The organism is Pseudomonas sp. R28(2017) (genome assembly GCF_002112505.1).
Classification (GTDB): domain Bacteria; phylum Pseudomonadota; class Gammaproteobacteria; order Pseudomonadales; family Pseudomonadaceae; genus Aquipseudomonas.
On the sequence record NZ_NEHW01000010.1, the window covers coordinates 216,812 to 237,347 of the forward strand.

Sequence of the window (20,536 nt, forward strand, 5' to 3'; positions counted from 1 at the left end):
CGCACTCACGACATCGCCGTATCCATCACCATCATCAGGCAAAAACCGATGCAAAGCCCCAGGCTGGCCAAGCGGTGATTGCCGTTGCTGCGCGACTCGGGAATGATCTCCTGGGTCACCACCAGCAACATCGCCCCAGCCGCACAGGCCAGGCCCACCGGCAACAGCAACTCCGCCATGTTCACCAGCCAGGCGCAGACCACTGCAGCCAGTGGCTCGACCAGACCAGAAGCGGCACCGATCAGAAACGCCTTGAACCGGGGCATTCCCGCCCCTGCCAGCACCAGGGCGATCACCAGCCCTTCGGGTACATCCTGCAAGGCAATGCCCATCGCCAGGCTATCGGCGTCGGCCATGCCGCCACCGGCAGACACACCAATGGCCATGCCCTCCGGGATGTTATGGGCGATGATGGCGATCACGAACAGCCAGATCCGCGCAGCGATCACTGGCTGGTTCTCGGTACCCACCAGCGCTTCTGGCGAAGCCCCGGAGACCTTGAGATCGACCAGAAACAGGCACAAGGCACCGAGCATCAGGCCGAAGCTGATCAGGCCACCGGCGCCCCAAGGACTGAAACCGATGGCCTGGGCAGCATCCAGCCCGGGGATGATCAGCGAAAACGCCGTGGCCGCCAGCATCACCCCTGCCCCGAAGCCCAGCAAGGTATCGGCCAGAGCCACCGGCATGTTGCGAATCACCAGCACCGGTACCGCGCCCAACGCCGTACCCAGCGCGCACAGTGCCCCGCCCTCCAGGGCACGCAACATGCGCGGTTCCAGGTCCAGCCAGGCGATGCCGCGGGCCAGCAGCAATGCAGTGCCGGCCAGCAACAGCAAGGTGCCCAGCGCCAACCGGAACAGGCGCACACTACTGACAGACATCACCTCAGCGCGCATACCGGGTCGGCTCACTTGAAGGCTTCGTGATAGCGGCGATCCACTTCCGCCCAGTCGATCACGTTGTAGAACGCGCCAATGTATTCAGGGCGACGGTTCTGGTACTTCAGGTAATAGGCGTGCTCCCACACGTCCAGGCCAAGGATCGGCGTATTGCCGTGCATCAGCGGGCTGTCCTGGTTGCCACTGCTTTCCACTACCAGCGTGTTCTGCGGTGTAACGCTGAGCCACGCCCAGCCGCTGCCGAAACGGGTCAATGCCGCCTTGGTGAATGCCTCCTTGAATGCCTCGAAGCCACCCAGCTCGGCGTCAATGGCCTTGGCCAGCTGGCCTTGTGGCTGACCACCACCCTTGGGCGACATGACCAACCAGAACAAGCTGTGGTTGGCGTGGCCACCGCCGTGATTGGTGACTGCACCGCGCAGGTTCTCGGGCAGCTGCCTGACCGCAGCGACCAGTTTCTCGACCGGCCATTCGGCCCACTCGGTGCCCTCGATGGCCGCGTTCAGGCCATTGACGTAGGTCTGGTGGTGCTTGGTGTGGTGAATTTCCATGGTTTGCGCATCGATGTGCGGTTCCAGCGCATCGTAGGCGTAAGTCAGTGCAGGCAAGGTATGCGGCATATCAATGGATTCCGTAGGCATGGGTTCTGGGCGCCGCGTCCGGCTGGGCAGCGAGTTCGCTGGCCTGGCCGTCATGGCGATTGAGCAGGCGCTCGGTACGCGGGTACTGGCCGTACTCGGCGATGAAACTCAGCAGTTCGGTGTAGGTCCGTGCGCTGTGGCGCAGCGCTGCATCACGCAGCGCCTGCGGCAAGCGCGCCTCCTGGCTGGCCTGGAGCAATCGCTGATGGGCGGCGCACAGGTAGTCGGCGCTCTCGTGCGGCTGGTTCAGGCGCAGGTGCAGGTCGGCCAGGTTGTGGTGGGCGATGACCAGCGCGGCCACCGCTTCGTCGACGTCATGCCAGCGCTCGAACAGCACCTGGGCCAGGGCCAGTGCTTGCAGATAGTGTTCCCGGGCATCGACCAGCTCGCCCTGTTCGAACAGGCGGTTGGCGGCCTCGGTGGTGCGTCTCCAATGCTGCATGACGTTAGTCCTCTGGGCGCTACGGCGGGTCAGATGCCGCCAGCGGTGAGTTTTTCCGGATCCAGCAGTGCCTCCAGCTGGTCGCGCGACAGGTCGGTGTGCTCCAGTGCGACATCGATGATCGGACGGCCCTCTTTGTAGGCTGTCTTGGCAATTTCGGCGGCCTTGAGGTAGCCGATGATCGGGTTAAGCGCGGTGACCAGGATCGGGTTGCGCGCCAAGGCTTCCTTGAGCTTGCCCTCGTTGACCTTGAAGCTGGCAATGGCCTTGTCGGCCAGCAGGCGGCTGGCATTGGCCATCAGCTCGATGCTCTCCAGCAGGTTGCGGGCGATCACCGGGAGCATCACGTTCAGCTCGAAGTTGCCCGACTGGCCAGCAACAGCGATGGTGGCGTCGTTGCCGATCACCTGGGCGGCCACCATGGCGGTGGCCTCCGGGATCACCGGGTTGACCTTGCCCGGCATGATCGACGAGCCAGGCTGCAGGCCCTGCAGCTCGATTTCACCCAGGCCGGCCAAGGGGCCGGAGTTCATCCAGCGCAGGTCGTTGGCAATCTTCATCAGCGCCACGGCGGTGGTCTTGAGCTGGCCAGACAGCGCAACGGCGGTATCCTGGGAGCCAATCAGCGCGAACAGGTTTTTGCCAGGGGTAAACTCGACGTGGGTGAGAGCGCTCAACTGGCGCGCGAAGCCGGCAGCGAACTGAGGGTGGGCGTTGATCCCGGTGCCCACGGCCGTGCCGCCCTGGGCCAGCGCCTGCAGGCTCGGCAAGGTCGCCTGGATATGGGCCTTGGCAGCGTTGACTTGCGCGGCCCAGCCGTCGAGCACCTGGCTCATGCGCACCGGCATGGCATCCATCAGGTGGGTGCGACCGGTTTTCACATACGGATGCACTTGCGCTGACTTGGCCTCGATCACCTGTACCAGATGGCTCAGGGCCGGCAACAGTTGCTCATGCAGGGCCAGGGCGGCACTGACGTGGATGGTGGTGGGAATGATGTCGTTGCTGCTCTGGCCGCAGTTGACATGGTCATTGGCATTGACCGGCTCGCCGAGGATGCGGCTGGCCAGGGTGGCGATCACCTCGTTGGCATTCATGTTCGAACTGGTGCCGGAACCGGTCTGGAACACGTCCACCGGGAAGTGCTGGATGAAGTCTTCGGCCAACAGCTGCTCGACCGCCTTGGCGATGGCCTGGCCCTGCCCTGCCGACAATTGCTCCAGCTCGATGTTGGCCTTGGCCGCAGCGGCCTTGGCCAGCAACAGGGCACGGATGAACTGGGCCGGCATGCGTTGGCCGCTGATCGGGAAGTTGTCGACCGCGCGCTGGGTCTGGGCGCCATACAGGGCCTTGGCCGGCACCTGCAGCTCGCCCATGCTGTCACGCTCGATACGGGTATCACTCATCTTCAAATCCTTGCATCAGTTCATCGGGAGAAATCGACGGCAACAGCCGGCAGTTGGCCAGCTGCAGCGCATAGGGCTGCCAGCGCTGGTTCTGCTCGCGGCGATCGAGGTTGCGCAAGTCGAGCAGGGGGCGCCAGGCCTGGTCCAGGCACAGACAGCGCCAGTGCCACGGCAACATGCGGTCGCAGGCGGTATCCAGCAGCAGGCGGAAGGAGGTCAGTGCCACGGTCCATGGCGAGGTTTCGGTGCAGCACACCAGGTAACGGCCTTCGGCCAGGTAGTGCTCGATCAGGCGCGGCTCGTCGGGTTCGAGGGCGCAACGGATGCGCCGGCTGAGCCAGCGCCAGTTTTCCAGGTAGGGCAGTTCGCGGAGGACGGGTTTCATGAACATCATCGCCGAGTTACTGGATAATGATATTCATTATTAAGTGATAACCAGAATCACTTCAAGTGGATCGTGATGAAAGAAAAACCCGGCGCGATGGCCGGGTTTCATGGTCACTGGGTATTTCTGGAAGCGATCAGCTGCCGGCAACCGTCATCCGTTCGATCAGCACCGACCCGGTGTGGATGTTGCTGCGGGTTTCAAGATCACTGCCAATCGCGACAATCTGCTGGAACATGTCCTTCATGTTGCCGGCAATGGTCACTTCCTGCACGGCATGCTGGATTTCGCCGTTCTCGACCCAGAAGCCCGCCGCGCCGCGCGAATAATCGCCGGTGACCATGTTCAGGCCATGGCCCATCAGTTCGGTCACCAGCAGGCCGCGCCCCATGCGCCGGATCAGCGCCGCCTGGTCTTCGACACCATGGGTGACGTACAAGTTGTGCACGCCCCCGGCGTTGGCAGTGCTCGGCAGGCCCAGCTTGCGCCCGGAGTAGGTACCCAGCAGGTAGGACACCAGCTCGCCTTTGTCGACGAACGGCTTGGCGTAGGTCGCCAGGCCGTCGCCGTCGAATGCGGCGCTGCCCAGCGCACGCGGAATGTGTGGGCGCTCGTCGAGGGTGAGCCAGGACGGGAACAGGCGCTGGCCGATGGCGCCGTCGAGGAACGACGACTTGCGGTACAGGTTGCCCCCCGAGATGGCCGACAGGAAGCTGCCGAACAGGCCGCCCGCCAGCTCGGCGGAGAACAGCACCGGCACTTCGCAGGTCGGTACCGGCCGTGCGCCCAAGCGGCTGGCGGCACGCTGGGCAGCGCGCACGCCAATGCTGCGCGGGTCGGCCAGCAGGTTGCCCTGGCGGTTCACGTCATACCAGTAGTCGCGCTGCATCTGGCCTTCGCCTTCGGCGATCATTACGCAGCTCAGGCTGTGCCGGGTCGAAGCGTAGCCACCGATGAAGCCGTGGCTGTTGCCGTAAACGCGGCAACCTTGGTGAGTATTCAGGGTGGTGCCATCAGCATTGAGGATGCGCTTGTCGGCGTCGAATGCCGCCGCCTCGCAGGTCAGCGCCATCTCGATGGCTTTCTCCGGCTCGATGTCCCAGTCGTGATACAGGTCGAGGTCGGGAATCTCGCGGGCCATCAGCGCGGCGTCAGCCAGGCCCGAGCATTCGTCCTCGGACGTGTGCCTGGCAATCGCCAAGGCGGCGGCCACGGTTTCGCGGATAGCCTCCGGGCCACTGGCCGAGGTGCTGGCCGAGCCTTTGCGCTGGCCGACATAGAGGGTGATGCCAAAGCCTTGGTCGCGGTTGAACTCGACCGTCTCGACCTCGCGCTGACGCACCGTGGTGGACAAGCCCTGCTCCAGCGATACCGCCACTTCGCAGGCACTGGCGCCTTGCTTGCGTGCTTCTGCAATGATCGCTTCGACCTGCTCCTGCAACGCTGGCAGGTCCTTGGGGCCTACGCTCTGGACTGCACTCATGGTTTTCTCCACTCAAATTCTGCGTTCGGCAAAGGTCATTCTACGACCGGGCCGGACAAGCGGCCCCCGACTGGTTATCATGGCGGCGATTTCTAGCGGACTGCCACCATGGTTGATTCATACGACGACGCCTTCGACGGCGAAAAAAGCAAAACCCAGATCAAGCGCGAGCTGCATGCGTTGGTCGAACTCGGCGAACGCCTGACCACGCTCAAGGCCGACACCCTGGCACGCCTGCCATTGACCGACGAACTGCGCAAGGCCCTGGCCGACGCCAGCAAGCACACCGCTCATGGTGCCCGCAAACGCCACATGTCGTTCGTCGGCAAGCTGATGCGCGTGCAAGACCTGGACGCCATCCATGCCCTGCTCGAACAGATGGACAGCTCGACCCGCCAGTACAACGAGCGCTTCCACAGCCTTGAACGCTGGCGCGACCGGCTGATCGACGGTAACGACGACGACCTCGAGCGCTTCGTCAACGAATACCCCGAGACCGATCGCCAGCAACTGCGCTCGCTGATCCGTCATGCCCAGCACGAAAAGGCGCGGAACAAACCGCCCGCCGCTGCGCGCAAGGTGTTCAAGTACATCCGCGACCTCGACGAGCTGCAGCGCGGCCTGCGCTGACTCCCGCCGCCTGGGGCTGCCTTGCAGCCCCCGGACATATCTCAAGCGCCAGTACCGCCCACGGTAATCGCATCCAGCTTCAAGGTCGGCTGACCGACGCCTACCGGCACCGATTGCCCATCCTTGCCACACGTTCCCACACCACTGTCCAGCGCCAGGTCATTACCGACCATCGACACCCGGCTCATGGCCTCAGGCCCGTTGCCGATCAGGGTCGCGCCTTTGACCGGAGCGGTGATCTTGCCGTCTTCGATCAGGTAGGCTTCGCTGGTCGAGAACACGAACTTGCCACTGGTGATATCGACCTGCCCACCGCCGAGGTTGGCGCAGTAGATGCCCTTTTTCACCGAGGCGATGATTTCCTCGGGGTCGCTTTTGCCGGCCAGCATGTAGGTGTTGGTCATGCGCGGCATCGGCAGGTGCGCGTAAGACTCGCGACGGCCATTGCCGGTTACCGCCATGCCCATCAGGCGCGCATTGAGCTTGTCCTGCATGTAGCCCTTGAGGACGCCGTTCTCGATCAGCGTGGTGCATTCGGTGGGCGTGCCTTCGTCATCGACGCTCAACGAACCGCGGCGACCTTCGAGGGTGCCGTCGTCGACAATGGTGCACAGGCTCGAAGCGACCTTCTCGCCGATCCGGCCACTGAATGCCGAGCTGCCCTTGCGGTTGAAGTCGCCTTCCAGGCCATGGCCGACCGCTTCGTGCAGCAGCACGCCTGACCAGCCAGAACCCAGAACCACCGGCAACGTACCGGCCGGAGCCGGGATGGCCTCGAGGTTGACCAGCGCCTGGCGCAGCGCTTCGCGGGCATAGCCCATGACGCGCTCTTCAGTGAAGAAGCGGTAGTCGGTACGCCCGCCACCGCCCTGCCCGCCGCGCTCGCGACGGCCATTCTGCTCGACGATGACGCTGACGTTGAAACGCACCAGCGGGCGCACATCGGCGGCCAGGCTACCGTCGGCGGCGGCAATCAGGATGCGCTCCCAGACCCCGGCCATGCTCACGCTGACCTGCTGGATGCGCGGGTCGAGGGCACGGGTGGCGGCATCGACACGCTTGAGCAGTTCGACCTTCTCGGCACGGCTGAGCACGTCCAGCGGGTTGTCCGGCGCATACAGCGCCGTCACGTCCTGGCTGCGGAAGGCCTGCACCGTGCCGTTCTGGCCGGCGCGGGAAATCGAGCGGGCAGCACGGGCTGCCGAGGTCAGCGCCTCTAGGTTGATCGCATTGCTGTAGGCAAAACCGGTCTTCTCGCCGGACTGGGCACGCACACCCACACCCTGGTCAAGGTTGAAGCTGCCTTCTTTGACGATGCCGTCCTCCAGCGCCCAGGTTTCCGAAATCTGGCCCTGGAAATACAGGTCGGCGGCATCGATGCCCGGGCCGGCCAGCTCGCCCAGCACGCTCTGCAGGCTGTCGAGGCTGAGTCCGCCCGGGGCCAGGAGCTGCTCGCTGACGGTGGATAACATCTGGCTCATAGTCACTCCGAGGTGTGCGCAGGCCGCAAGGCGTCCTGCGAGAAAAAGCGCCGGTGCGTGGTGACCGGCATGCGCGCCCGGATGGACGCCTGTTCATCAGTGTCGCGCTCGGCGAGCAGAACCGCTTCGCCTTGCGCCTGTTCGGCAACGATCCGCCCCCAGGGGTCGACGATCGCCGCATGCCCGTGGGTTTCCCGCGGGCCTGGATGGGTACCGCCCTGGGCCGCCGCCAGCACATAGCACTGGGTCTCGATGGCCCGGGCGCGGATCAGCACTTCCCAATGCGCTGCACCTGTGACCGCAGTAAAGGCAGCCGGTGCCGTGATCAGTTCCGCGCCAGCACCACGCAAGGCGCTGTACAACTCGGGGAAGCGCAGGTCGTAGCATACGCTGAGCCCCAGGCGCCCTACCGGCGTATCGGCCACCACCACCTGGGCACCATGGGCATAGTCATCGGACTCGCGGTAGCGGCCATGGTTGTCGGCCACATCCACGTCGAACAGGTGCAGCTTGTCGTAGCGCGCCACCACTTCGCCGTGTTCGTCGACGAGCAGCGAACAGGCATGGGCCTTGGCTTCAGGCTGACCTTGCGGTGGCAGCGGCAAGGTACCGGCAACAATCCATAATCTGAGGTCGCGTGCGGTACGTTTCAACCATGGCAGGATCGGGCCTTCGCCCATGGCTTCGGCGCGGCCGATGGCGGCGGCATCCTTGCGCCCCATTGCCGCGAAGTTTTCCGGCAGCACCGCCAGCCGCGCACCGCCCAAAGCCGCCTGTTCGAGCAGGGCGCCCGCACGCTGCAGGTTGGCCAGCACATCATCCTGGCTGACCATCTGGATCACCGCTGCCTTCATGGGCACTCCCGAAGTTATTTGTCGAACGGTTTCACAAAGGTGATTTTAGGCTCTTTCACCGGGCCTTCGACGCGATAGTGCACGCTGGCGAAACGCGACACCCGGTCGCCGATCAACCGATCGACCAGGAACAGCGCACCACCGACCGCTGGCGCACCGACGATCAGTGCGGCCAGCGGCAGGTTGTTGGTCACCGGCAGGGTCACCTGAAGGTTGGCAGCGACCCGGTCGCGTACCAGGTCCAGGGTGCCATCGAGTTCGAAGTTGCTCGACGGCCCGGTCACGCTGATCGGCTCGCGGGTCACGTAGACACCGTTGCTGGCCACCAGCAGGCCCTTGACCCGGTCGTAGGCCAGGCCCTTGTCGAACAGGTCGGAGAAGTCCAGGCGCAAGCGCCGGCCAATCGAGTTGAAGTTGAGCAGGCCGAACACACGCAGGGCCTGGGCGCCACCTTCCACCTCGACGAACTGGCCGCTGCGCAAGGCTGCATCCATGCTGCCAGAGAAGCGCTTGAGGCCGACCCAGGCAGGCGAACCGGGCCAACGGCCGTCCACATCCAGACGGAAATCGCGACTGGTCACGGTCGGGGCGAAGCCCCAGGCCTTGAGCACATCAGCGAGGTTCTTGCCATCGAGGCGGCCTTTGTACCAGCTGCTGGTCGCCCCCGTTTCGCCTTCCCAGCCACCACTGCCGTCGACATGCAGGCCTTTGAAATCGAGGTCGATGTCCTGCGCCGCCACACCCCGTGCGGTCGGGCGCAGCTTCAGCGCGGCGTTGCCGAACAGGTCGTCGCCGCGGTACAGCTTGTCGATGCTCAAGTCCAGGGCCGGCACCTTGCGCGGGTCGAACGAGGCCAGCGGGTCCGGGCCCTCTTCCGATTGTGTTTCAGCCGGGTCGGCAGGCGGCAGGCGCAGGGTCTGCAGGCGCACAGTCATCGGCGTAGCCTTGGCATCTGGCACGCGCGCGTTGCCGATGACCTCCTTGCTGTCCAGGCGCAGGTCCCAGGCCGGGCCGCCGCGGGCCAACCGGACCACCGCCTGGTTCAGGCTCATGCCGAAGGCTTTCAGCTGGCCGATGCTCAGGTCGACACTCTGCAGGTTCTGCCGGGCATTGCCACCGGGATCGTCACCGGCAAAGCGTGCGGCCTGTTCCTGCCAGGGCGCCAGGTCCAGGCTTTCCAGCCGGCCTTTCACCCGCAGCCCCTGGCCCGCCGGCAGCTGCGCCTGCCCGGCGCCGAGCAGCAATTCGCCGCGGCCCTGGCCCAGCTTGTCGGCCGGTGCGGCATAGGCGAAACGGGCCAGGTCGGCGTAAGCCGCATCGAAACGCCGTTCTTGCCCCTGCAGGTTCATGCTGAAACGGCTGTCGCGGGTTTCCGCCGCCGCCTTGCCGAACGGTGCGGGCAGGTCGATGGCCAGGCCCTTGAGCGAAGAGCTGACATTCAAGCTGTTATCGCGGCTGCCCAGATTGAGCTGCAACTGATACGGGATATCGCCCGAGGCGGGCAAGGTCTGCTTGAACTGCAGCCAGTCGGTCAGGGATTTCAGTGAAGCCTGGCCGCTGGCATTGATGCGGGTCTGCATCTGCCCGGGCTGGCCCTCGGCGCTGATCTGCGCAGTGGCCGGTTTACCGAACACCTGCAAGCTGATGTTCTTGCCGCTCAGGCCCTTGTCGAAATCGAAGCTGAAGTCACCTTTGAGGCGCGTCAGGTCCAGGCTGGGCGGGGCGACTTTCAGGTGTGCATCGGCAGTGGCGAAGTCCACCAGCACTTTGGGCCGCTCGCCGTGGGCCAGGGGCACGTCGAGTTTGACCTTGCCCTTGAGCGGGCCCTCGCCTTCCCAACCGGCGAAGATCTCGCCTGTGCCGATAGGGGCTTCCTTGAGAATCTTCAAGCCATCGCCGAGGCTGCCGTCGAAATCGCCGTCGAGGTACAGGTGACTGTGCTGGCCGCTGTCGACATGGGGAATATTCACGCTGACGTCGCTGACCTGGGTGTCGAGCAACAAGCCTTTGCTGGCCTTGATGCGCACGCCGCTGTCCTCGATCAGCACATCGCCGTCCACCTGCTGCACCTGCGGCCAGCCAGGCTGGAAGTCCAGTGCAGCGTCGTGGACCTTGAAAAACAGGCTGATGCTGCGTGCTTCCGGCGAAGCACCGTGGTTCAAGGAGCCCTGGTACTGGAAGTAGCCCTGATCGACATTGCCCTTGACGATGGCGCTGCGCAGCCATTCGTCGAGGGCCGGGCTCAGCACTTCGGGCAGGTACTTGGCGGTGTAGCGGCCATCGCCTTCGGTCAGGCCGACCCGCAGGTCCATGTAGCTTTCGGTGCCTTCGTCGAACAGCAGGCGTATCAGGAAGTCGCCGGCAATCTTGCCTTCCTCGCCCAGCACCTTGAGGTAGGGCGCGACGAGGGTGAACCCGTGCTTGTCGAGTGCCCAGGTCAGGCGCGCATTGGCCTTCTGGTATTGCCAGGGTTTGGCGAAGATCGGATACAGATGCAGCATGAACGCGTCAGTATCCAGGCGCAGCTCGCCGTGCCCGAGGTCGCCGCTGATGCTGCCACTGACATTACCCGCCGCCGGTGCGCCATGGTAGGCATCGAAACCGACCCGCTCCAGGTTGGCGGCAAACTGCAGGCGCTGGTCGCCCTCGGCTTTCGGCCGCGCCTCCAGGCGAACGTTACGCAGGGCACCGGTCACCTTCAGCCCATCGACCACGGCCATGAGCTTGTCCGGCAAAGGCGCCAAACCATCGATCAATGGGGTCAACGGGGTGAGGTCAAGGCGGTCGGCCTGCACGTGCCAGGTTTCGCCCGCCGGGTCATCAGCGAGCCGCTGGTTCACTTGCAGGTGCGATTCCCAGCGGGTCTTGCCGATGCTTGCGGCGAGCGAGTCCACCACCACGTCGAAGCCCTGATCGCGGCGCTGGAACCAGGCGGCCAGGGCGAGGTTGTCCAGGGCCACGGCCTTGCGCTCGGCGTAGGCACCGCGCAGTTGCGGGGCATTGAGGCGAACTACCGCCTGCTGCAACTGGCCCTTGCTCCAGTCGACCCAGAACTCGCCACCGGCCTTCAGCGCCTCGGCCCGCCACTGGCCCAGCAAACGCGGCGGCAACCACCGCGCCCAGTCGCTTTGCGGCAGGCTCAGGTAGGCCTCGACCTCACCCTCGCGCCAGGCCTTGGCGGTTGCCCGGCTGCGCAGGTTGACCGCCAGCGGCTGGCCGTCGGGCAAGGTCGCCCGCAGGTCCAGGGCCTGGCGTGATGCGCCGGCCTGCAGACCGACACTGACATACGTGAGGGTCAGCGGGTCACGCTGCCAGGGCTGCAGGGTAACCTGGCTGTCGAACACATCGATGCGGCCCAGTTGGCGCAGACGCTGCAGCACTTCGGTGGGGTCCAGCGCCGCGTCGTCCTTTTTCGGCAGCCCTTCGAGGGCCCAGCCCCCCTGCTCGTCCTCCCGCAGAATCAGTTGCAGGCCTGCAAGTTCGATATGCGCCAGGCGCACTTCGCGGGACGTCAGGCTGGCCCACAGGTCGGGCACCACCTTCACGTCATCCAGACGCAATGCCGATGCGCCCTCGCCCAGTTGCAGGTCACGCACGCGCAGCACCGGCGCCAGGCCGCTCCAATGCCCTTCCAGCGCCCCCACATGCACGGGCAGGCCCAGCGCCTGCTCGGCCTTGCTTTCGACGTCGGCACGGTATTCGGCCACCAACGGCACCAGCTCGCGACCGAGGCTGACATACAAGGCCACCAGCACCGCGAGCAGCGCGCAGATGCCCAGCCCCCAGCGGGTCAAGGCGACAAGAACGCGGTTCAGACGTCCCATGGCCATGGCCCTCCAGGTCGTTTATCCATGATGGCCCGACGTGCCGATTTTGCCAGCCAGTGCCATACGGGGCGGGTATCAGAATGCCTCAGAGCAGCACCACATCATATTGTTCCTGCGAATACATCGACTCGACCTGGAAGCGAATGGTTCGGCCAATGAAGGTCTCCAGTTCGGCAACGTTGCCAGACTCCTCGTCCAGCAGGCGATCGACCACTTTCTGGTTGGCCAGCACGCGATAACCTTCAGCCTGGTAGGCACGGGCTTCGCGGAGGATTTCGCGGAAGATCTCGTAACAGATGGTCTCGGGGGTTTTCAGTTTGCCGCGGCCCTGGCAGGCGATGCAGGGTTCACACAGCACCTGCTCGAGGCTTTCGCGGGTGCGTTTGCGGGTCATCTGCACCAGGCCCAGCTCGGTGATGCCGATGATGTTGGTCTTGGCGTGATCGCGCTCCAGCTGTTTTTCCAGGGTACGCAACACCTGGCGCTGGTGCTCTTCGTCTTCCATGTCGATGAAGTCGATGATGATGATCCCGCCGATGTTGCGCAGGCGCAGTTGCCGGGCGATGGCCGTGGCGGCTTCGAGGTTGGTCTTGAAGATGGTTTCTTCAAGGTTGCGGTGGCCGACGAACGCCCCCGTGTTGACGTCGATGGTGGTCATCGCCTCGGCCGGGTCGACCACCAGGTAGCCACCGGACTTGAGCGGCACCTTGCGCTCCAGGGCGCGCTGGATTTCGTCCTCGACCCCATACAGGTCGAAGATCGGCCGCTCGCCCGGGTAATGCTCAAGGCGATCGGCGATTTCCGGCATCAGTTCGGCGACGAACTGCGTGGTTTTCTGGAAGGTTTCCCGCGAATCGATGCGGATCTTCTCGATCTTCGGGTTGACCAGGTCGCGCAGCGTGCGCAGGGCCAGGCCGAGGTCCTCGTAGATGACCGTCGGCGCGCCGCAGGTCTTGATCTGGCTGCCAATCTGCTCCCACAGCCGACGCAGGTAGCGGATGTCCTGGAGGATTTCCTCGGCCCGCGCGCCCTCGGCGGCGGTGCGCAGAATGAAGCCACCGGCGTCCTTGATGTTCTCGCTGTCCATGCAGTCGCTGACCACCTGCTTGAGGCGCTCGCGTTCGGCTTCGTCTTCGATCTTCAGGGAAATGCCGACATGGCTGCTGCGAGGCATGTACACCAGGTAGCGCGAGGGGATCGACAACTGCGTGGTCAGGCGTGCGCCTTTGGTACCGATCGGGTCCTTGGTCACCTGCACCACCAGGGCCTGGCCCTCGTGCACCAGTGCAGTGATGTTCTCCACCGCCGAGCCTTCGCGCTGGGAGATTTCCGACGCATGGATGAACGCGGCGCGCTCCAGGCCGATGTCGACGAACGCCGCCTGCATGCCCGGCAGCACCCGCACCACCTTGCCCTTGTAGATATTGCCAACGATGCCGCGACGCTGGGTGCGCTCGACGTGCACTTCCTGCAGCCCCCCGTTTTCCACCACCGCCACACGCGATTCCATCGGGGTGATGTTGATCAGGATCTCTTCACTCATGGCAGGCTCTCGTCAAAGGTCTTCGGTAATGATGGATCGCGCGTGCTGGGCTGGCTACCGCTGGTTTGTTACCTCAGGCAAAAGCGCCGGTACCTGCCAGCAGGCGATACCGAAGCGGGCGAGCAGGTCGGCCGTTTCGCACAACGGCAGGCCTACCACCGCCGAATAACTGCCCTCGAGCCCGGTGACGAACACCGCGCCCAGGCCCTGGATGGCGTAGCCGCCGGCCTTGTCCGCCGGTTCGCCACTGGCCCAATAGCGCTCGGCTTCTGCGCTATCGACAGGGCGAAAACGCACCGTGCTGCTGACGCACAGGCTCTCGCAGCGCTGGCCATCGCTCAACGCCATGGCCGTCAGCACCTGGTGCTCGCGGCCAGCGAGGTCGGCCAGCATCGTCAGGGCATGCTCACGGTTTTCCGGCTTGCCGAGAATACGCCCGTCGAGCACCACTGCCGTGTCGGCGCCAAGCGCCACGGCAGGGCCTTGGAGCTTGGCCAGGCCGGCTTCGGCCTTGGCCCGGGCCAGGCGCTCGACATAGGCCTCGGCGCTTTCACCCGGCAGCGGGGTTTCATCGATGGGAGCACTGATGACGGTGAACGGCACGCCGATCTGGCCGAGCAATTCACGCCGGCGCGGCGAGCCAGAGGCGAGGTAGAGGGGTTTCATTCAGACATCTCCCTGTCAGTGGTGGCAGCGCCGTCAGTTGATATGCAAACGTCGGCGCAGGTCGCGCAGGGCAAAGCTGATCCATGGCCAGAGCAAGGCACTGATCACGGCGGACCAAACCAGCGCCAGGGTGGGCAGGCGGTTACCGGTGAGCGCGCTGAGCCACAGCTGGATCAGCTGGGCGATACCGAAGATCACCAGGATCACCAGGCTCTGCTGCCACAGCGGGAACATGCGCAAGCGCTGCTGCAGCGACAGCACGAGGAACGTGATCAGGGTGAGGATGAACGCGTTCTGCCCCAGCAAGGTGCCATACAGCACGTCCTCGGCCAGGCCCAGGACGAAGGCGGTGGTCATGCCCACCTTGTTCGGCACGTTCAAGGTCCAGAACGACACCAGCATTGCCAGCCACATCGGCCGGAACACTTCGAGGAACTGCGGCATGGGCGAAACGCTGAGCAGCAGGCCGATGGCGAACGTCAGCCAGATGACCCAGCCGTAGTTACGGCGCGACTTGGCCATCATTGCCTCCGTGGATGGGCGGGTGCCGCAGGTGCCGCGGCGGGGCTGGCGGGCGCTGCGGCCGGGGCTGCAGGTGGCTGACCCGCTGCTGCCGGAGCAGCCGGAGCCGCTGGCTGCGCCGGGGCTGCTGCCGGGTGCTCGGGGTTGACGGCCGGTTGGCCGGTACCTTTGCGATCGGCTTCTTCCTGGGCGATGGCGGCGTCGGTGGCGCGCTGCTCGGGGGTACGGCGGTCACTGAACACCAGCAGCATGTAGCGGCTGCGGTTGAGCGCGGCGGTCGGGATGGCGCGGACGATGGCGAACGGTTGGCCTGAATCGTGGATCACTTCGTTGACCGTGGCCACCGGGTAGCCGGCCGGGAAGCGCTGGCCCATGCCGGAACTCACCAACAGGTCGCCTTCCTTGATGTCGGCGGTATCGGCGACATGGCGCAACTCGAGGCGTTCCGGGTTGCCGGTACCGCTGGCGATGGCGCGCAGGCCGTTGCGGTTGACCTGCACCGGAATGCTGTGGGTGGTGTCGGTCAGCAACAGCACCCGCGAGGTATACGGCATCAGCTCGACCACCTGGCCCATCAGGCCACGGGCATCGAGCACCGGCTGGCCAAGGAAAACGCCGTCGCGCTCACCCTTGTTGATAAGGATGCGGTGGGTGAACGGGTTGGGGTCGACACCGATCAGCTCGGCCACCTCGACCTTCTCGTTGACCAGCGCCGAAGAGTTGAGCAACTCGCGCAAGCGTACGTTCTGCTCGGTCAGGGCCGCCAGCTTCTGCAGGCGCCCCTGCAGCAGCAGGGCTTCGGTCTTGAGTTTTTCGTTTTCGGCGATCAGCTCGGTGCGGCTGCCGAACTGGCCTGCCACGCCTTGCCACATGCGCTGCGGCAGGTCGGTGATCCAGTACGATTCCATGAGCACCAGGCCCATCTGGCTGCGCACCGGCTTGAGCACGTCGAAACGCGCGTCGACAACCATCAACGCGACCGACAGCACCACCAGTACCAGCAGGCGAACGCCCAGCGAAGGGCCCTTGGAGAAAAGCGGTTTAATGGGCCGTTCCTCGTGGACGACTCAGGAGGTCATTGGACATGGGACAACGCACCAGCCTGGTTGCGGGTTGACGGAAACGACGCCCGGATGGACGCCAGCCCAGCGCATACAGGTAGCACTGCGCGTGCTACCTGTAAACCGGGCGCTCGAAAGCAGCAAGGATCACTCGCTGGAGAGCAGGTCCATCGCGTGCTTGTCCATCATCTCCAGGGCGCGACCGCCGCCACGGGCGACGCAGGTCAGCGGGTCTTCGGCGACGATCACCGGCAGGCCGGTTTCCTGGGCCAGCAGCTTGTCGAGGTCACGCAGCAGCGCACCACCACCGGTCAGCACCAGGCCGCGCTCGGCGATGTCGGAGGCCAGCTCCGGCGGCGACTGCTCCAGGGCGCTCTTGACCGCCTGGACGATGGTCGCCAGGGATTCCTGCAGGGCTTCGAGGACTTCGTTGGAGTTCAGGGTGAAGGCGCGTGGTACGCCCTCGGCCAGGTTACGGCCGCGCACGTCGACTTCACGCACTTCGCCGCCCGGGTAGGCGGTGCCGATTTCCTGCTTGATGCGCTCGGCGGTGGATTCGCCGATCAGGCTGCCGTAGTTGCGGCGCACGTAGGTGACGATGGCTTCGTCGAAGCGGTCGCCGCCAACGCGCACGGACTCGGCGTAGACCACGCCGTTCAGCGAGATCAGGGCGATCTCGGTGGTACCGCCACCGATGTCGACGACCATCGAGCCACGGGCTTCTTCGACCGGCAGGCCGGCACCGATGGCAGCGGCCATGGGTTCTTCGATCAGGAACACTTCACGGGCACCGGCACCCAGGGCCGACTCGCGAATGGCGCGGCGCTCTACCTGGGTCGACTTGCACGGCACGCAGATCAGCACGCGAGGGCTGGGCTGCAGGAAGCTGTTCTCGTGAACCTTGTTGATGAAGTACTGCAACATTTTTTCACAAACGCTGAAGTCGGCGATGACGCCGTCCTTCATCGGACGAATGGCAGCAATGTTACCTGGCGTGCGGCCCAGCATGCGCTTGGCTTCGGTACCGACGGCGACGACGCTTTTCTGGTTGCCGTGGGTACGGATGGCAACAACCGAGGGCTCATTCAGGACGATACCGCGCTCACGCACGTAAATAAGGGTGTTGGCAGTCCCCAGGTCGATGGAAAGATCGCTGGAAAACATGCCACGCAGTTTCTTGAACATGGGAAAGTGACCCTGGGGAAAGCGTGGGTAAAAAAGTGCGGCAAACTCTAACAATGGCAGGGATTTTGGGCAAGGAGCCAATATGTTAAATTGGCTGTTTTTCCGAGCACGCCAGCACATGATCGCGGCCGATAGACCGCCAAAATGCTGACATGTTCCTCACCGCGGACCCTATTCCGTTCTTTGTTTCCCCTGGAGATCACCATGGCGCTTGAACGCAGCGACGTGGAAAAGATCGCCCATCTGGCCCGCCTGGGCCTGAATGACGGCGAACTGCCACGCATTACTGACGCCCTGAACAGCATTCTCGGCCTGGTCGACCAGATGCAAGCGGTCGATACCAACGGCATCGAGCCCCTGGCCCACCCCCTGGAGGCCAGCCAGCGCCTGCGTCCCGACCAGGTCACCGAAAGCAACCAGCGCGACGCCTACCAGGCCATCGCACCCTCGACCGAAAGCGGTCTGTACCTGGTTCCCAAAGTCATCGAGTAAGGGATAGAGCCTGCCATGCATGAATTGACCCTGGCCGAGATCGCCCGCGGACTCGCCGACAAGTCGTTTTCCTCCGAAGAGCTGACCGGCGCCCTGCTGGCGCGCGTCAAGCAGATCGACCCGCAGATCAACAGCTTCATCAGCGTCACCGAAGAACTGGCCCTGGGCCAGGCACGCGCCGCCGACGCCCGTCGCGCCGCTGGCGAGACCGGTGCGCTGCTGGGTGCGCCGATCGCCCACAAGGACCTGTTCTGCACCCTCGGCGTACGCACCAGCTGCGGCTCGAAGATGCTCGACAACTTCAAGGCGCCGTACGACGCCACCGTGGTCGCCAAGCTGGCCGAAGCCGGCATGGTCACCCTGGGCAAGACCAACATGGACGAGTTCGCCATGGGTTCGGCCAACGAATCCAGCCACTATGGCGCGGTGAAGAACCCGTGGAACCTCGAGCACGTGCCAGGCGGCTCGTCCGGCGGTTCGGCCGCAGCCGTGGCCGCGCGCCTGCTGCCGGCCACCACCGGCACCGACACCGGTGGCTCGATCCGCCAGCCGGCGGCACTGACCAACCTCACCGGCCTCAAGCCGACGTACGGTCGCGTGTCGCGCTGGGGCATGATCGCCTACGCCTCCAGCCTCGACCAGGGTGGCCCGCTGGCGCGCACCGCCGAAGACTGCGCCCTGCTGCTGCAAGGCATGGCCGGCTTCGACACCAAGGACTCCACCAGCATCGACGAGCCGGTCCCGGACTACAGCGCCGGCCTCAATGGCTCGCTGCAGGGCCTGCGCATCGGCCTGCCGAAGGAATACTTCGGCGCCGGCCTCGACCCGCGCATTGCCGAACTGGTGCAGGCCAGCGTCAAGGAGCTGGAAAAGCTCGGCGCGGTGGTCAAGGAAATCAGCCTGCCGAACATGCAGCACGCCATTCCGGCGTACTACGTGATCGCCCCGGCCGAGGCCTCCTCCAACCTGTCGCGCTTCGACGGCGTGCGTTTCGGCTACCGCTGTGAAGCGCCCAAAGACCTCACCGACCTGTACAAGCGTTCACGCGGCGAAGGCTTCGGTGCCGAAGTGCAGCGCCGCATCATGGTCGGCACCTACGCCCTGTCGGCCGGCTACTATGACGCCTACTACGTCAAGGCGCAGCAGATCCGCCGCCTGATCAAGAACGACTTCATGGCTGCCTTCAACGATGTCGACCTGATCCTCGGCCCGACCACGCCGAACCCGGCCTGGAAGCTTGGCGCCAAGAGCAGCGACCCGGTCGCCGCCTATCTGGAAGACGTCTACACCATCACCGCCAACCTGGCAGGCCTGCCAGGCCTGTCGATGCCAGCCGGCTTCGTCGATGGCCTGCCGGTCGGCGTGCAGCTGCTGGCCCCGTACTTCCAGGAAGGCCGCCTGCTCAACGTCGCGCACCGTTACCAGCAAGTCACCGACTGGCACACCCGCGCCCCTAACGGCTTCTGAGGAATTCACACATGCAATGGGAAGTTGTGATCGGGCTGGAGATTCATACCCAGCTGGCCACCCAGTCGAAGATCTTCTCCGGCAGCGCCACCACCTTCGGCTCCGAGCCGAACACCCAGGCCAGCCTGGTTGACCTGGGCATGCCCGGCGTACTGCCGGTGCTGAACCAGGAAGCCGTGCGCATGGCCTGCATGTTCGGCCTGGCGATCGATGCCGAGATCGGCAAGCGCAACGTGTTCGCGCGCAAGAACTATTTCTACCCCGACCTGCCCAAGGGCTACCAGATCAGCCAGATGGACCTGCCGATCGTCGGCAAGGGCCACCTGGACATCGCCCTGGAAGACGGCACCATCAAGCGCATCGGGGTTACCCGCGCGCACCTGGAAGAAGACGCCGGCAAGAGCCTGCACGAAGACTTCAGCGGCTCCACCGGCATCGACCTGAACCGTGCTGGCACGCCGCTGCTGGAAATCGTCTCCGAGCCGGACATGCGCAGCGCCAAGGAAGCGGTGGCCTACGTCAAGGCCATCCACGCCCTGGTGCGCTACCTGGGCATCTGCGACGGCAACATGGCCGAAGGCTCGCTGCGCTGTGACTGCAACGTATCGATCCGGCCGAGAGGCCAGGCCGAGTTCGGCACCCGCTGCGAGATCAAGAACGTCAACTCGTTCCGCTTCATCGAGCGCGCGATCAACAGCGAGATCCAGCGCCAGATCGACCTGATCGAGGACGGTGGCAAGGTGGTGCAGGAAACTCGCCTGTACGACCCGAACAAGGACGAGACCCGCTCCATGCGCAGCAAGGAGGAAGCCAACGACTACCGTTACTTCCCCGACCCGGACCTGCTGCCGGTGGTGATCGAGGACAGCTTCCTCGAAACCGTCCGCGCCGGCCTGCCAGAGCTGCCGCCGCAAAAGGTCGAGCGCTTCCAGAGCCAGTACGGCCTGTCGGCCTACGACGCCAACGTGCTGGCTTCCAGCCGCGAACAGGCGGACTACTTCGAAGAAGTGGTGAAGATCGGTGGCGACGCCAAACTGGCCGCCAACTGGGTCATGGTCGAACTGGGCAGCCTGCTGAACAAGCTGGGCATCGAGATCGACCAGGCACCGGTCAGCGCCGCGCACCTGGGCGGCATGTTGCTGCGCATTCGCGACAACACCATCAGCGGCAAGATCGCCAAGACCGTGTTCGAGGCCATGGCCGCCGGTGAAGGCGATGCCGACAGCATCATCTCCAGCCGCGGCCTCAAGCAGGTTACCGACACCGGTGCGATCGACAAGATGCTCGACGAAATGCTCGCGGCCAATGCCGAACAGGTCGAACAGTACCGCGTCGCCGACGAAGCCAAGCGCGGCAAGATGTTCGGCTTCTTCGTCGGCCAGGCGATGAAGGCGTCCAAAGGCAAGGCCAACCCGGGGCAGGTGAACCAATTGCTCAAGGCCAAGCTCGAAGGGTGATTGTTTTTTCCCTGTAGCCTTGCGAGGGCTTCGCCCTCGTTCGCGGGCAAGCCCGCTCCCACAGGTATGTCGCTGTGCCTGTGGGAGCGGGC

The 20,536-nt window shown here is 64.7% G+C and carries 18 protein-coding genes; 4 read left to right on the top strand and 14 right to left on the bottom strand.

What is annotated here, in order from left to right; translation table 11 throughout:
* Nucleotides 1-5: 5 nt before the first annotated feature.
* The 6 genes from CAF78_RS18920 to pmbA form a co-directional block, all read right to left on the bottom strand.
* Nucleotides 6-899, bottom strand: a complete 894-nt coding sequence (locus CAF78_RS18920) for a ZIP family metal transporter (RefSeq protein ID WP_085673601.1) — start codon at nucleotides 897-899, stop codon at nucleotides 6-8.
* 11 nt (nucleotides 900-910) lie between these two features.
* Nucleotides 911-1,522, bottom strand: coding sequence for a superoxide dismutase (locus CAF78_RS18925; protein WP_085673603.1), 612 nt, complete (start codon nucleotides 1,520-1,522; stop codon nucleotides 911-913).
* 1 nt (nucleotide 1,523) lies between these two features.
* Nucleotides 1,524-1,985: a hypothetical protein gene (locus tag CAF78_RS18930; protein WP_085673605.1), complete on the bottom strand. Its 462-nt coding sequence runs from the start codon at nucleotides 1,983-1,985 to the stop codon at nucleotides 1,524-1,526.
* Nucleotides 1,986-2,014: 29 nt separating this feature from the next.
* Nucleotides 2,015-3,391, bottom strand: a complete 1,377-nt coding sequence (locus CAF78_RS18935; protein ID WP_085673607.1) for a lyase family protein — start codon at nucleotides 3,389-3,391, stop codon at nucleotides 2,015-2,017.
* Nucleotides 3,384-3,785, bottom strand: coding sequence for a hypothetical protein (locus CAF78_RS18940; protein ID WP_060484655.1), 402 nt, complete (start codon nucleotides 3,783-3,785; stop codon nucleotides 3,384-3,386). Before CAF78_RS18940 ends, CAF78_RS18935 begins: the two co-directional genes overlap by 8 nt.
* A gap of 127 nt (nucleotides 3,786-3,912) precedes the next feature.
* A complete protein-coding gene (gene pmbA, locus CAF78_RS18945; RefSeq protein ID WP_085673609.1) occupies nucleotides 3,913-5,259 on the bottom strand; it encodes a metalloprotease PmbA in 1,347 nt (448 codons plus the stop codon).
* A gap of 108 nt (nucleotides 5,260-5,367) precedes the next feature.
* Between pmbA and yjgA the strand changes: the two genes are divergently transcribed.
* Nucleotides 5,368-5,889, top strand: a complete 522-nt coding sequence (yjgA, locus tag CAF78_RS18950) for a ribosome biogenesis factor YjgA (protein WP_085673611.1) — start codon at nucleotides 5,368-5,370, stop codon at nucleotides 5,887-5,889.
* A 41-nt stretch (nucleotides 5,890-5,930) separates the two neighbouring features.
* On the opposite strand, the gene tldD is transcribed toward yjgA, so the two are convergent.
* The 8 genes from tldD to mreB all read right to left on the bottom strand — a co-directional run bounded on the left by tldD (nucleotide 5,931) and on the right by mreB (nucleotide 17,028).
* A complete protein-coding gene (tldD, locus tag CAF78_RS18955; RefSeq protein WP_085673613.1) occupies nucleotides 5,931-7,370 on the bottom strand; it encodes a metalloprotease TldD in 1,440 nt (479 codons plus the stop codon).
* A gap of 2 nt (nucleotides 7,371-7,372) precedes the next feature.
* On the bottom strand, nucleotides 7,373-8,224 hold the full coding sequence (locus CAF78_RS18960; protein WP_085673615.1) for a carbon-nitrogen hydrolase family protein: 852 nt from the start codon (nucleotides 8,222-8,224) through the stop codon (nucleotides 7,373-7,375).
* A gap of 14 nt (nucleotides 8,225-8,238) precedes the next feature.
* A complete protein-coding gene (locus tag CAF78_RS18965; protein ID WP_085673617.1) occupies nucleotides 8,239-12,054 on the bottom strand; it encodes a YhdP family protein in 3,816 nt (1,271 codons plus the stop codon).
* Nucleotides 12,055-12,136: 82 nt separating this feature from the next.
* Nucleotides 12,137-13,594, bottom strand: coding sequence for a ribonuclease G (rng, locus tag CAF78_RS18970; protein ID WP_085673619.1), 1,458 nt, complete (start codon nucleotides 13,592-13,594; stop codon nucleotides 12,137-12,139).
* Nucleotides 13,595-13,648: 54 nt separating this feature from the next.
* Nucleotides 13,649-14,260, bottom strand: a complete 612-nt coding sequence (locus CAF78_RS18975) for a nucleoside triphosphate pyrophosphatase (RefSeq protein ID WP_085673621.1) — start codon at nucleotides 14,258-14,260, stop codon at nucleotides 13,649-13,651.
* A 33-nt stretch (nucleotides 14,261-14,293) separates the two neighbouring features.
* Complete coding sequence (gene mreD, locus CAF78_RS18980; RefSeq protein WP_085673623.1) at nucleotides 14,294-14,782, bottom strand: rod shape-determining protein MreD; 489 nt, start codon at nucleotides 14,780-14,782, stop codon at nucleotides 14,294-14,296.
* Nucleotides 14,782-15,828, bottom strand: a complete 1,047-nt coding sequence (mreC, locus tag CAF78_RS18985; RefSeq protein ID WP_085673626.1) for a rod shape-determining protein MreC — start codon at nucleotides 15,826-15,828, stop codon at nucleotides 14,782-14,784. Before mreC ends, mreD begins: the two co-directional genes overlap by 1 nt.
* Nucleotides 15,829-15,990: 162 nt before the next feature.
* Nucleotides 15,991-17,028 (bottom strand): rod shape-determining protein MreB, encoded by a 1,038-nt coding sequence (mreB, locus tag CAF78_RS18990; RefSeq protein ID WP_003255163.1) that lies wholly within the window; start codon nucleotides 17,026-17,028, stop codon nucleotides 15,991-15,993.
* Nucleotides 17,029-17,232: 204 nt separating this feature from the next.
* Here mreB and gatC point away from each other — a divergent pair, with 204 nt between their 5' ends.
* From gatC to gatB, 3 genes are read left to right on the top strand one after another with little or no spacing between them, the layout of a single operon-like run.
* Complete coding sequence (gatC, locus tag CAF78_RS18995; RefSeq protein ID WP_060511330.1) at nucleotides 17,233-17,520, top strand: Asp-tRNA(Asn)/Glu-tRNA(Gln) amidotransferase subunit GatC; 288 nt, start codon at nucleotides 17,233-17,235, stop codon at nucleotides 17,518-17,520.
* Nucleotides 17,521-17,535: 15 nt separating this feature from the next.
* Complete coding sequence (gatA, locus tag CAF78_RS19000; protein WP_085673628.1) at nucleotides 17,536-18,987, top strand: Asp-tRNA(Asn)/Glu-tRNA(Gln) amidotransferase subunit GatA; 1,452 nt, start codon at nucleotides 17,536-17,538, stop codon at nucleotides 18,985-18,987.
* Nucleotides 18,988-18,998: 11 nt separating this feature from the next.
* Nucleotides 18,999-20,444, top strand: a complete 1,446-nt coding sequence (gatB, locus tag CAF78_RS19005; protein WP_085673630.1) for an Asp-tRNA(Asn)/Glu-tRNA(Gln) amidotransferase subunit GatB — start codon at nucleotides 18,999-19,001, stop codon at nucleotides 20,442-20,444.
* The last annotated feature ends 92 nt before the right edge of the window (nucleotides 20,445-20,536 follow it).

What these genes read in the sequence shown, in the direction of transcription:
- gatC (WP_060511330.1), top strand. Translation starts at nt 17,233, where the DNA reads ATGGCGCTTGAACGCAGCGACGTGGAAAAGATCGCCCATCTGGCCCGC.
- mreB (WP_003255163.1), bottom strand. Translation starts at nt 17,028, where the DNA reads ATGTTCAAGAAACTGCGTGGCATGTTTTCCAGCGATCTTTCCATCGAC.
- rng (WP_085673619.1), bottom strand. Translation starts at nt 13,594, where the DNA reads ATGAGTGAAGAGATCCTGATCAACATCACCCCGATGGAATCGCGTGTG.
- CAF78_RS18960 (WP_085673615.1), bottom strand. Translation starts at nt 8,224, where the DNA reads ATGAAGGCAGCGGTGATCCAGATGGTCAGCCAGGATGATGTGCTGGCC.
- gatA (WP_085673628.1), top strand. Translation starts at nt 17,536, where the DNA reads ATGCATGAATTGACCCTGGCCGAGATCGCCCGCGGACTCGCCGACAAG.
- pmbA (WP_085673609.1), bottom strand. Translation starts at nt 5,259, where the DNA reads ATGAGTGCAGTCCAGAGCGTAGGCCCCAAGGACCTGCCAGCGTTGCAG.
- CAF78_RS18930 (WP_085673605.1), bottom strand. Translation starts at nt 1,985, where the DNA reads ATGCAGCATTGGAGACGCACCACCGAGGCCGCCAACCGCCTGTTCGAA.
- CAF78_RS18965 (WP_085673617.1), bottom strand. Translation starts at nt 12,054, where the DNA reads ATGGCCATGGGACGTCTGAACCGCGTTCTTGTCGCCTTGACCCGCTGG.
- mreD (WP_085673623.1), bottom strand. Translation starts at nt 14,782, where the DNA reads ATGGCCAAGTCGCGCCGTAACTACGGCTGGGTCATCTGGCTGACGTTC.
- tldD (WP_085673613.1), bottom strand. Translation starts at nt 7,370, where the DNA reads ATGAGCCAGATGTTATCCACCGTCAGCGAGCAGCTCCTGGCCCCGGGC.
- gatB (WP_085673630.1), top strand. Translation starts at nt 18,999, where the DNA reads ATGCAATGGGAAGTTGTGATCGGGCTGGAGATTCATACCCAGCTGGCC.
- CAF78_RS18925 (WP_085673603.1), bottom strand. Translation starts at nt 1,522, where the DNA reads ATGCCGCATACCTTGCCTGCACTGACTTACGCCTACGATGCGCTGGAA.
- CAF78_RS18975 (WP_085673621.1), bottom strand. Translation starts at nt 14,260, where the DNA reads ATGAAACCCCTCTACCTCGCCTCTGGCTCGCCGCGCCGGCGTGAATTG.
- CAF78_RS18935 (WP_085673607.1), bottom strand. Translation starts at nt 3,391, where the DNA reads ATGAGTGATACCCGTATCGAGCGTGACAGCATGGGCGAGCTGCAGGTG.
- CAF78_RS18920 (WP_085673601.1), bottom strand. Translation starts at nt 899, where the DNA reads ATGCGCGCTGAGGTGATGTCTGTCAGTAGTGTGCGCCTGTTCCGGTTG.
- CAF78_RS18940 (WP_060484655.1), bottom strand. Translation starts at nt 3,785, where the DNA reads ATGATGTTCATGAAACCCGTCCTCCGCGAACTGCCCTACCTGGAAAAC.
- yjgA (WP_085673611.1), top strand. Translation starts at nt 5,368, where the DNA reads ATGGTTGATTCATACGACGACGCCTTCGACGGCGAAAAAAGCAAAACC.